This window comes from Bradyrhizobium sp. USDA3010 (assembly GCF_056429065.1).
On record NZ_JBWJZD010000007.1, the window covers coordinates 1 to 11663 of the forward strand.

Annotated in this window: 9 protein-coding genes; 8 read left to right on the plus strand and 1 reads right to left on the minus strand. The window is 64.6% G+C overall.

Going from position 1 to position 11663, the window contains the following annotated elements; genetic code table 11:
* Positions 1-337 precede the first annotated feature (337 nt).
* The 5 genes from AC066Y_RS13155 to AC066Y_RS13175 all read left to right on the plus strand — a co-directional run bounded on the left by AC066Y_RS13155 (position 338) and on the right by AC066Y_RS13175 (position 5551).
* Positions 338-1315, plus strand: coding sequence for a Bug family tripartite tricarboxylate transporter substrate binding protein (locus AC066Y_RS13155; protein WP_478274463.1), 978 nt, complete (start codon positions 338-340; stop codon positions 1313-1315).
* 108 nt (positions 1316-1423) lie between these two features.
* Entirely contained in the window at positions 1424-2299 is an 876-nt protein-coding gene (locus AC066Y_RS13160) for an S-methyl-5'-thioadenosine phosphorylase (protein WP_478274241.1), read from the plus strand.
* Positions 2296-3396, plus strand: a complete 1101-nt coding sequence (gene mtnA / locus AC066Y_RS13165) for an S-methyl-5-thioribose-1-phosphate isomerase (RefSeq protein WP_478274242.1) — start codon at positions 2296-2298, stop codon at positions 3394-3396. Before AC066Y_RS13160 ends, mtnA begins: the two co-directional genes overlap by 4 nt.
* A 76-nt stretch (positions 3397-3472) precedes the next feature.
* Complete coding sequence (locus AC066Y_RS13170) at positions 3473-4015, plus strand: tripartite tricarboxylate transporter TctB family protein (RefSeq protein ID WP_478274243.1); 543 nt, start codon at positions 3473-3475, stop codon at positions 4013-4015.
* A gap of 24 nt (positions 4016-4039) precedes the next feature.
* The gene (locus AC066Y_RS13175) at positions 4040-5551 is read left to right on the plus strand and encodes a tripartite tricarboxylate transporter permease (RefSeq protein WP_478274244.1); all 1512 of its coding nucleotides are present in this window, start codon (positions 4040-4042) and stop codon (positions 5549-5551) included.
* A 71-nt stretch (positions 5552-5622) separates the two neighbouring features.
* Here AC066Y_RS13175 and AC066Y_RS13180 read toward each other — a convergent pair whose 3' ends face one another.
* Positions 5623-6816: a CaiB/BaiF CoA transferase family protein gene (locus AC066Y_RS13180; protein ID WP_478274245.1), complete on the minus strand. Its 1194-nt coding sequence runs from the start codon at positions 6814-6816 to the stop codon at positions 5623-5625.
* Between the two features lie 305 nt (positions 6817-7121).
* Between AC066Y_RS13180 and AC066Y_RS13185 the strand changes: the two genes are divergently transcribed.
* From AC066Y_RS13185 to AC066Y_RS13195, 3 genes are read left to right on the plus strand one after another with little or no spacing between them, the layout of a single operon-like run.
* Positions 7122-8675 carry a lipopolysaccharide biosynthesis protein gene (locus AC066Y_RS13185; RefSeq protein WP_478274246.1) on the plus strand — a complete coding sequence of 518 codons (1554 nt, stop codon included), beginning with the start codon at positions 7122-7124 and terminating at the stop codon, positions 8673-8675.
* Positions 8676-8677: 2 nt separating this feature from the next.
* A complete protein-coding gene (gene asnB / locus AC066Y_RS13190; RefSeq protein WP_478274247.1) occupies positions 8678-10516 on the plus strand; it encodes an asparagine synthase (glutamine-hydrolyzing) in 1839 nt (612 codons plus the stop codon).
* Positions 10517-10519: 3 nt separating this feature from the next.
* On the plus strand, positions 10520-11617 hold the full coding sequence (locus tag AC066Y_RS13195; RefSeq protein ID WP_478274248.1) for a glycosyltransferase family protein: 1098 nt from the start codon (positions 10520-10522) through the stop codon (positions 11615-11617).
* The last annotated feature ends 46 nt before the right edge of the window (positions 11618-11663 follow it).

Consider the following 11663-nt stretch of genomic DNA (forward strand, 5'->3'; position numbering starts at 1 on the left):
CGTCGCTGATCCATCACTGACACCTCGCTCCACGGCATGGACGGCCTCCCGAATCGACCAATCCAGCCAATTTTGACGTGTCAGCTATGTCTCCGAACACCTGTCAGTGATCTGTCCGGTCTAAACAATGCGCGGGTGATGACACCGCGTGTTTGACGTTTGAGTCCAGTGCCATCCTCATCGTCGCAACGCGCACCCACCTCATTCCAAAGTCATAGGTCATGCGGCAGTTCGGCGGCTTGCACTCATCTGCATTCTCGGCACAATGACGCGAACCCGCCACCTCGACGGTTTTGCGAAGCCGAACAAATAGATAGGGAAGAAACACGTGGGACAGATTGTGAAAACCACGGCGGCCATCGCGGCGCTGCTGCTGAGCTCGCCGGCCTTCGCCGGCTGGGAGCCGAGCAAGCCGGTCGAGATCGTGGTTGCGGCCGGCGCCGGCGGCGCCTCCGACCAGATGGCGCGCATGATGCAGGCGGCGATCCAGAAGAACAATCTGATGAAGCAGCCGATAGTGGTCTCGCTGAAGGGCGGCGCGTCGGGTGCGGAAGCGCTGATGTACATGAAGTCCAGTGAGGGCGATCCCAACAAGGTGCTGATCGCCTATTCGCTGATCTACATGCTGCCGCTGTCGGCCAAGATCCCGTTCAACTGGCGCGACCTCACGCCGGTGTCGGTGATCGCGCTCGACCAGTTCGTGCTGTGGGACAATGCGTCGGGCCCCAAGACCGTCAAGGATTTCGTCGCGGCCGCGAAGGCGGCGAGCGCGCCGTTCAAGATGGGCGGCACGGGCTCCAAGCGCGAGGATCACGTGCTCACCGTGTTCATGGAGCAGAAGACCGGCGCGAAATTCTCCTATCTGCCCTACAAGTCCGGCGGCGAGGCCGCGACCCAGCTGGTCGGCGGCCACACCGAATCCAACGTCAACAATCCGAGCGAAAATCTCGAGGTCTGGCGTGCCGGACAGGTTCGCGCGCTCTGCGTGTTCGACAAGGAGCGCATCTCCTACAAGACCAAGGTCACCGACACGCAATCCTGGAACGATATCCCGACCTGCAAGGAGGAGGGGCTGGACGTGCAGTATCTGATGCTGCGCGCGATGTTCCTGCCGGGCAAGGTCACGCAGGAACAGCAGGCATTCTATGTCGACCTGTTCCAGAAGGTGACGCAGACGGCTGAATACAAGGACTATATGGAGAAGCAGGCGCTGAAGCCGATCTTCCTCACCGGCAAGGACATGGTCGAGTTCCTCGAGGATGACGACAAGCAGAATGCCTCGCTGATGAATGCGGCGGGCTTCGTCGCGAAATAGCGGTCGCGGTTTGCTTACCTTCGGGTCCGAATTGGCTTGCAAGCGGCAGCGGCGCAGTGATTATTGCGCCGCAGTATGGCCGGACGTCCGGCAAGCCGTGGAGCGATCATGACCAAAGCCGTGTTGGGGATCATCGGCGGATCCGGCATCTACGACCTGCCGGGCCTGGAAAATGTCCGCGAGGAAACCATCGCGAGCCCGTGGGGCGAGCCGTCGGCGCCAGTGCGTCGTGGCGAGATGGCGGGCCTGCCGATCGTGTTCCTGCCGCGGCACGGCCAGGGACACGCGCTGTCGCCGTCCGATATCAACTATCGCGCCAATATCGACGTGCTGAAGCGGGCCGGGGTCACCGACCTGGTCGCGCTGTCCGCCTGCGGCTCGTTCAAGGAAGAGCTGCCGCCCGGGACGTTTGTGCTGGTCGATCAGTTCATCGACCGCACCTACAAGCGCGAGAGCTCGTTTTTTGGCAAGGGCTGCGTCGCGCATGTGTCGATGGCGCATCCGGTATCCCCACTGCTGGCGAAGCATCTCGCCGCCGCTGCCGAGGCCGAGCGCATCGCGTTCGCGCGCGGCGGCACCTATCTCTGCATGGAAGGGCCGCAATTCTCCTCGCTCGCCGAAAGCCTGACCTACAAGGCGCAGGGCTACTCGGTGATCGGCATGACCAACATGCCGGAAGCCAAGCTCGCCCGCGAGGCCGAGATCTGCTACGCCAGCGTGGCGATGGTCACGGATTTCGACTGCTGGCATCCGGCGCATGATGCCGTCACGGTGCAGGATATCATCCGCGTGCTGAATTCGAACGCCGAGAAGGCCAAGGCGCTGGTCGCGCGTCTGGCGCGGGATTTCCCGCGCGCGCACGAGCCGTGTCCGATCGGCTCGGATCGCGCGCTGGACACCGCGCTGATCACGGCGCCCACGGCGCGCGATCCGCGGCTGCTTGCCAAACTCGATGCCGTCGCCGGAAGGGTCTTGCGCGCATGAAAGTGGATGGACGGCATTTTCGCAGTATCTGGCTCGAGCCCGACGGCTGGTCCGTCGGCGCGATCGATCAGCGACGATTGCCGCATGAATTCATCGTTGCGAAGATCACGACGGCTGAAGAGGCCGGCGAAGCCATCAGCTCGATGCTGGTGCGCGGCGCGCCGCTGATCGGCGCCACCGCAGCCTATGGCATGGCGCTCGCGATGCGTGCCGATTCCTCCGATGCGGCGCTCGACCGCGCCGGCAAGATGCTGGCTGCAACCCGGCCGACCGCGATCAATCTGAAGTGGGCGATCGACGAGATGCACCGCGCGCTCGCGCCGTTCGCAGCTTCAGCCCGGGCGGAAGCCGCCTATGCGCGCGCCCGCGAGATCGCCGATGAGGATGTCGAGATCAACCGCGAGATCGGCCGCCACGGGCTCGGCCTGATCGAAAAAATCGCCGCGACCAAGAAGCCGGGCGAGCCGGTCAACGTCCTGACGCATTGCAATGCCGGCTGGCTTGCAACCGTCGATTGGGGAACGGCGACGTCACCGATCTACCAGGCGCATGATCGCGGCATTGCGGTCCATGTCTGGGTCGACGAGACGCGTCCGCGCAATCAGGGCGCTTCGCTCACCGCCTGGGAACTCGGTCATCACGGCGTGCCGCACACCGTGATCCCCGACAACACGGGCGGTCATCTGATGCAGCACCGCATGGTCGACCTTGCGATCGTCGGGACCGACCGCGTCGCCGCCAATGGCGACGTCTGCAACAAGATCGGGACCTATCTGAAAGCGCTCGCCGCGCATGACAACGACGTGCCGTTCTACGTTGCGCTGCCGTCGCCGACCATCGACTTTAGTATCGATGACGGCGTCAGGCAGATTCCGATCGAGCAGCGCGCGGCCAGCGAGGTGACGCACCTCTCAGGGCGCACGGCGGACGGACGGATCGAGACCGTGCGCTTGGTTCCGGACGGCTCTTCCGTCGCCAATTTCGGCTTCGATGTCACGCCGGCGCGGCTGGTGACGGGATTGATCACCGAGCGCGGCGTCCTCGGCGCCAATCGTGCTGCGCTTGCGAGCGCATTTCCCGAACGGTCCGGGCGTTAGCTGAAGGCTGCATTGACGGTGATTGGTTCAGCACGCTATCCCAATCGTTGCCCTCGCAACCCAGACCGTCCAGTCCATGTCCAATACCGAACTTGAGATCGTCGTCGACGATCCGACCGCGCCTGAAGAGAACTCGCCCGCCGTCGTCAGCACCGGCGTCGTCGACGTCGTCGTCTCGCTGCTGCTGCTCGCGCTCGCATCGGTGCTCGGCTGGGACAATTGGCGCACCGGTGCGTCATGGGATTCGACCGGGCCGCAGCCGGGCTATTTTCCGTTCTATCTCTCGGTGATTCTCGGCGCCGCCAGCCTCTACGGCCTCGGCGCCGCCTTCGTCTCGCGCCGGGAAGCCGCCGAGACCTTTGTCACCCGGGCCCAGTTTCGCCGGGTGATGGCGGTGTTCGTGCCGACCTTCCTGTTCTGCCTCGCCACCCAATATCTCGGCCTCTATGTCGCGAGCTTCCTCCTGATCGCGGGCTTCATGCGCCTCGTCGGCAAGATCGCGCTGTGGAAGTCGCTGCTCACCGCCTTCGTCTTCACCGCCGCGATGTTCGTGACCTTTGACATCGCATTCGACGTCATCATGCCGAAGGGGCCGCTCGAAGCGGCCTTCGGCTACTGAGCTAACCGACAGGATCTCGAAAACATGGAAGCCTTCGGTCTCCTGCTGCACGGCTTTGCCGTCCTTTTGACGTGGAAGACGCTGCTGTTGATGATGGTCGGCCTCGTGCTCGGCATCTTCGTCGGCGTGCTGCCCGGGCTTGGCGGTCCCAACGGCGTTGCGATCCTGCTGCCTTTGACCTTCACGATGGATCCGACATCCGCCATCGTGATGCTGTCCTGCATCTATTGGGGCGCGCTGTTCGGCGGCGCCATCACGTCGATCCTGTTCAACATCCCCGGCGAAGCCTGGTCGGTCGCGACCACGTTCGACGGCTATCCGATGGCGCAGCAGGGCAGGGCGGCCGAAGCGCTGACCGCCGCGTTCACCTCGTCCTTCATCGGCTCGCTGGTCGCGGTGCTGCTGATCACCTTCCTGGCGCCGATGATCTCGTCGTTCGCGCTGAAGTTCGGCCCGCCGGAATTCTTCGCCGTCTATCTGCTGACGTTCTGCTCGTTCGTCGGGCTCGGCCGCGAAGCCAAGCACAAGACCGTGATCTCGATGTCGCTCGGGCTGCTGCTCGCCGGCGTCGGCATGGATACGGTGTCCGGGCAGCTGCGCATGACGTTCGGCTCCGCCGAGTTGCTGCGCGGCATCAACTTCCTCGTCGCGGTCATCGGCCTGTTCGGCATCAGCGAGATCCTGCTCACGATGGAGGAGCGGCTGGCGCTGCGCGGGCACGCCGCCAGTATCAGCGTGCGCGTCGTGCTCTCGGTGTGGAAGGACCTGCCGAAATACTGGGTGACGCTGCTGCGTTCGTCCGTGATCGGCTGCTGGCTCGGGATCACGCCGGGCGGCGCGATCGCGGCGTCCTTCATGGGCTACAATCTCGCCAAGCGTTTCGCCAAGGATCCGGAAAGTTTCGGCAAGGGCCGCATCGAGGGCGTGTTCGCGCCGGAGACCGCCGCGCATGCATCTGGCACCGCGGCCTTGTTGCCGATGCTCGCGCTCGGCATTCCCGGTTCGGGGACCGCGGCGATCCTGCTCGGCGGCCTGATGGTGTGGGGCCTCAACCCCGGCCCGCTGCTGTTCGTCGAGCACAAGGACTTCGTCTGGGGTCTGATTGCCTCGATGTATCTCGGCAACGTCGTAGGCCTCGTGCTGGTGCTGACCACCGTGCCGATCTTCGCCTCGATCCTGCGGGTGCCGTTCGCGGCTGTCGCGCCGATGATCGTGGTGTCCTGCGCGATCGGCGCCTACGCGATCCAGAACGCGATGTTCGACATCTGGCTGATGCTGGGCTTCGGTGTCGTTGGCTACGTCTTCAAGAAGATCGGCATCCCGCTTGCGCCGTTCACGCTCGCATTGGTGCTCGGCAGCCGCGCCGAGGATGCGTTCCGGCTCTCGATGATCGGTTCCGGCGGCGACATGAAGGTGTTCTGGTCGAACGGCCTCGTCGGCACCATCACGACCCTGGCGATCGTGCTGCTGTTCTGGCCGGTGATCGATCGGGCCTTTGCCGGCGTCGCGCGTCTGGTGCGGCCGGCAAAGGCGTGAGGCCCTATAGCGTTTTCAAGCGAAGTGGATACCGGTTGGCGTGAAGAAAACGCGTCAAGGGACTAGAATTTCTAGACGACCTTGCGCTGGCGCAGCTCGGCGATCTCGTCCTGGCCGAAGCCGAACTCGGCCAGCACTTCCTCGGTCTGCTCGCCGAATTCCGGCGGCCGCGCTGCCATCTTGCTCGGCGTCCGCGACAGCGTCACAGGCTGGCTGACCAGCTGGATGTGCCGGTTCTCGTCATTGGGGACGTGCTGGGCCATGCCGAGATGCTTGACCTGGGCATCCTCGAACATCTGGTCGATCGAGTAGATCGGCCCGCACGGTACACCGGCGGCGTTCAGCTCCTGCACCCAGGTCTCGGTCGATTTCTTCTCGGTCAGCGCGTTGATTCGTGCATTCAGAGCGTCGCGGTTCTTCGAGCGCGCCGGTGCGGTCGCATAGTCAGGGTCGGTGACCAGCTCGGGCGCGCCGATCGCCTGTGCGCAGCGCTCCCAGATCCGTCCGCCCGTGGTGGCGATGTTGATGTAGCCGTCGGTGGTCTTGAACACACCGGTCGGGATCGAGGTCGGATGGTTGTTGCCGGCCTGCTTGGCGACTTCCTTTTCCATCAGCCAGCGCGCCGCCTGGAAATCCAGCATGAAGATCTGCGCCTGCAGCAGCGAAGTCTGCACCCACTGGCCTTCGCCGGACACGTCGCGTTCCAAGAGCGCGGTGAGGATGCCGATTGCGCAGAACAGCCCAGCGGTGAGGTCGGCGACGGGAATGCCGACCCGCATCGGGCCGCCGCCGGGCGCGCCGGTCACCGACATCAGGCCGCCCATGCCCTGCGCGATCTGATCGAAGCCCGGGCGCTTGTGATAGGGGCCGTCCTGGCCGAACCCGGAGATGCTGCCATAGATGATCCGCGGATTGATCTTGCGGATGCTCTCATAGTCGATCCCGAGCTTGGCCTTCACGTCGGGCCGGAAGTTCTCGACGATGACGTCGGCCTGTTCGGCGAGCCGCTTGAACACCTCGAGCCCCTTGGGGTCTTTCAGGTTCAGCGCCATGGCGCGCTTGTTGCGATGCAGGTTCTGGAAGTCGGACCCGCCACGCGGGCCGCCCGGCTGCTCGCCGCCGCCGTCTTCCATCAGCGCGTCGATCTTGATGACGTTGGCACCCCAATCGGCGAGCTGGCGCACGCAGGTCGGCCCCGACCGGACCCGGGTCAAATCCAGTACGGTGAACCGGGACAGGGCTTGGGATGCGCGGGGAAAGGGCATTGAGACACCTCTTGTTTGGCGGGCCGCTCTGGGGCTACTGCCTATCTGCCATAGACAATTTGGCTGACCTTTCCAACTGTTACCCGGACAACAAACCGGGCTGGAAACAAACGGGCATGGTTCCGTGCAGATCGGCCTCCGCCTCGGCTGTCGTTCAGGTTTTCCCACACCTGCTTACAGGCCCCGCCATCCGCCAACCCTCGACAATCACTTCGCCGGCTGCTAGCCCGTCGCCAACCGAATGAGTTTTTGCCCTTATGGAAGAGGCACTTGAGGCGCATCAAGGCGATGGACCGAAAGCTGGCATGGCGGTGAAAAAGGGTCCGTCCCATCTGCTCGGCAATTCGGCATGGAACGCGACGGCGTTCGCGGTCGCGGTGCTGCTCAACCTCGCGATTCTCCCGTTCGTGATCTTCCGGCTCGGCCTTGCTGCCTTCGGTGTTGCGGGCCTCGTGACTGCCTGCGTCGCGCCTGCGCTGATGTTCAGCAATGCGCTTGGGCTCTCGACGGCGCGCGAACTCGCGCAACGGCTGGAACCGTCCGATCGCGACGAGGCACGGCGTTTCTTCGCGACCGCCCTTGCGCTCGCCGTCGCCGGGGGCAGCCTGATCGCGGCCTTGCTCGTCGTTGCCGGACCGCCGCTCGCGCGATTGGGATTTCACCTGGGTGGTCCGGCGTCCGACGACCTCGGGCTGGCCTTCGCCTTGGCCGGCGTCGGCTGGCTGTTCCAGTGCCTGTTTGCGGTCTTCCTCTCGCTGTTCACGGCGCGCCAGGATTATCGGCGGATCGCGTCGATCAGCATCACCGGCACGGTGGTGACGACGATGTCGATGCTGCTGCTGATCCCATATGCGCCGCGTGCCTCGACCTTCCTCGGCTGTCAGGCCTTGGGCTTCGCGACGAATCTGCTGATGGCCTTCGCCTGGTCGCGGCACGCCATCAGCGATTGGCTGGCACGGCCCGCGCTCGATCGCAGTGCCCTGCGCGCACTCGTGAAACTTGGCGGCTGGCAGGTCGCGGCGCAAAGCGGCGCGCTGTTTGCCGGACAGGCGGATCGCTATCTGCTCGGCGCGCTGCTGCAGCCGCAATTCGTCGGCTTCTACAGCGTCGCGCAGCGGCTGGAGGAGGCGGTCTATATCGGCGTGTTGAAGATCGGCGAGATCTTGTTCCCGTTCTTCAGCACGCTGCAGAAGGAAGATGACGATCGCAAGGTCGACCTGCTGCTGCGCTCGTCCTGGATTCTCAACGTGCTGGCCGCGAGCGCGCTCGGCGGCCTGATCCCGGTCGCAGGCGCGCTGTTGTATCGATGGACCGGCGCCGAGGTCGCCGCCGAGGCGCAGCTCGTGCTGGTGGTGCTTGCGATCAGCGGAATATTGGGGTCGAGCGCCAACGTGTTCGCGTTCTATCTGCTGTCGCAGGGACGCTCCAGCTTCAACGCGTTGATCTCGCTCGTCACCGGCATCTTCACGCTGGCGACCAGCGCCATTGCGTTGCCGTATTTCGGCTGGCAGGCGGCCGGCTGGAGCTCCTGCGTCGGGATGGTTGCCCAGATGGTCGTCACGGTGCTGCTGCTGCGGCGAACCTTCAGGCTCTCGGCGATGTGGTCACGAATGGTGCATTTCGTCTTGATCCCGCTCGGTACGGGCATCGCGGTTGCGCTGGTGCTGCGCGCGCAGCTTGGCCATGTGTCGTTCGACCACGCGCCGTCATGGTGGTATGTGGTGTCGCTCTACGGCGTGTCGGCGGCAGCGATCTTTGTCGCCGCCGTCGCCGTGTCGCAGCTTGGTCCCTATCGCGCCGTCTGCTGGCGCGATCTCCGCGTCATCGTCGCACGCTTCTTGCCCTTCAAGGCCGCCTAGACATGTGTGGTATCGCAGGCATCGTCAATCTGCGCGGCGGCCCCGTGGACCCGGCCGACATCTCGCGGCTCACCAGCCTGATTGCGCATCGCGGTCCGTTCGGCGAGGGTACCTGGTTCAACGCAAAGCGAAACGTCGCCTTCGGCCATCGCCGGCTCGCCATCATCGATCCCGGCGAGGGCGGCTATCAGCCGATGGCATCCGGCGATGGCCGCCACGTGATCGTCTACAACGGCGAGATCTACAACTTCCTCGAACTGCGCCGCGAGCTCGAGGCGAACGGCGCGTGCTTCCGCAGCCAGTCCGACACCGAGGTGATCCTTGCCGCCTGGCAGGCGTGGGGCGAGGACATGCTGCTGCGCTTCAACGGCATGTGGGCGCTGGCGATCTACGACACCGTCACGGATGATCTGTTCCTTGCGCGCGATCGGTTCGGCATCAAGCCGATGCTGTACGCGCTGTCGTCCGATCGGTTCGTGTTCGCGTCCGAGCAGCGGGCGCTGGCGCGGAGCGGGCTGGTTGAGACGTCGCTCGACGTCGACGTGGCGCGGCGGCTGTTGCTTGACCCGTTCGGGATCGAAGGCAGCGAGCGCACCCTGTTCGCGCAACTGCGTCGCCTGCAGGGCGGCCACTGCATGTGGTTGCGCCAGGGGCGCGTGCAGGTGCGCCGCTGGTGGCGGACCGTGGATCATCTGCCCGCGATCCCGGATACTGAATCCGAACGCGTCACGCGCTTTCGCGACCTGTTTCAGGATTCCGTCGCCCTGCGCATGCGCAGCGACGTTCCGATCGGCACCTGCCTGTCCGGTGGCTTCGATTCGTCCGCGGTGATCTGCGCGATGGCGACCCACGAGAAGGCCGGCATGGGACCGCGCGACAGTACCGCCTGGCGGCACGCCTTTGTCGCGACCTTTCCCGGCGCCAGCAACGACGAGCGGCCGATGGCGGAGGAAGCGGCCGCGTGGGCCGACGTGGCGCCGAGCTTTCTCGAGATCGGGCGCTCCGATGCGCTCACCGACCTTGATCGGATCCTTGACGACAACGACGACGTCTATATCGGGCTGCCGAGCGCGCCGTGGCTGATCTATCGCGAACTCCGGCGCCAGAACGTCACCGTGTCGCTTGACGGCCACGGCGCGGACGAATTGATGGGCGCCTACCTGCAGGAGGGGCAGTCGACCGCATTCCGGATCCGGAACGCTGCCGCCGCGCTCACGTCACGATCGCAGCTGGCGCAGCGCGGCATCGACTTCCTGCGGGCGCAGATGATCAGGCGCCAGGGGCACTATTTCCTGCGGGGAGGCTTGACGGCGATGCCTGCACCGTTGCCGCTGGTCGCTGAGGATGACGAGTTGCCGAACGCGTGGGGCGCGCTGAACCGGCGTCTCTATCGCATGTTCCACTCGACCACGCTGCCCACCATTCTGCGCAATTTCGATCGGCTCTCGATGGCGCACGGGATCGAGGTGCGCATGCCGTTCATGGACTGGCGGCTGGTGACCTACACGATGGCGCTGCCGGAAACGAGCAAATCGGCCGATGGCATGACCAAGGTGGTCGCGCGGCAGGCGATGGCAAACCTGATGCCTGAGAGTATCCGCACCGCGCGCCGCAAGGTCGGCTTCAACTCGCCGATGCCGGAATGGCTGAACGGGCCATTGGCGGGCTGGACCAATGAGCTGCTCAATCGCAATGTCCCGGCGTTTGCCGAGTTCGTCGACGAAGCGCCGCTTCGAAAGACCGTCGGCCACTTGACGGCATCGCAGAGCTGGGATTGGGAATCCGTCGGCCGGATCTGGCCATACCTGAACATGAAATGGATGTTGGCAAGGTCCGTATAACCAATGCGTCTGTTCCAGAATAGCGGTCTCTATCCGTCCTATCTGCCGCGGCTGAACCAGCTTGCGGCAAAAGCGTCGACCTTTGTGGCACGTCGCGACGTGTTCCTGCACGATCGCTTCGGCGCGGCACATTTTCTCGAGCCCGTGCTCGACGGTGCGCCTGAAGCCTTCTTCACCAATGGCGACGACGAAGTGCTGCAGCGCCAGTGGGCGCGAGAGCAGGGCATGAAGGGGACGCCGACGCTCGACGCCATTCTGCTCGCGCAGATCGAGCATCACCGGACCGACGTGTTCTACAATCTCGATCCGGTGCGCTATCCGAGTGTGTTCATCGCCAGGCTTCCAGGCTGTGTGAAGAAGACATTGTGCTGGCGCGCGGCGCCTTCCGGCAATGCCGACTTGACCGCCTACGGCGCGGTGCTTGGAAACTTCCCGTCGATCCTCGAGGCCTGGCGCAGCAAGGGCTGCCGGGCGGAGCTGTTCTTCCCCGCGATCGATCCTGTCATGGAGCAGTACGGCCACGGCGAACGGCCGATCGATGTCGCGTTTGTCGGTGGATATTCGCGGCATCACAGTGCGCGGGGCAGGACGCTCGAACAGGTCGCGGCTCTGGCCGCTGAACGCAAGATCGTGTTCTGCCTCGATGCGTCGCGGCTGACGCGGCTTGCCGAAAGCGCGGTCGGTCGGTTGCTGCCGCTGCAAAAGCACCGCAGGCCCGACGCCATCGCGCGCATAGCGCGGCTGCCGCTGTTCGGCAGGGACCTCTACGAGCTGTTCGGATCCGCCAAGATCGTGCTCAACGGCGCAATCGACATGGCCGGCAACGACCGCGGCAACATGCGCTGCTTCGAGGCGATGGGCTGCGGGTCGCTGCTCGTGTCGGATTCCGGCAACTATCCGGAGGCGATGGAGGAGGGTGTCACGATGCGCACTTACGACGCTCCTGAAAGGGCAGCCGAGGCGATTTCGAGCAGCCTGCAGGATTGGCCGCAATGGGCCGCCATCGCGGCGTCGGGCAGGAGGCGCGTGCAGCAGACCTACAGCAAGGCCTCGCAATGGGCCCAGTTTATCGATCTCGTGGCGCGGATCGAGCCGTGCTAGAGCGTTTTCGAGCGAAGTGATGCCGGTTCGCGCAAGGAAATCGCGT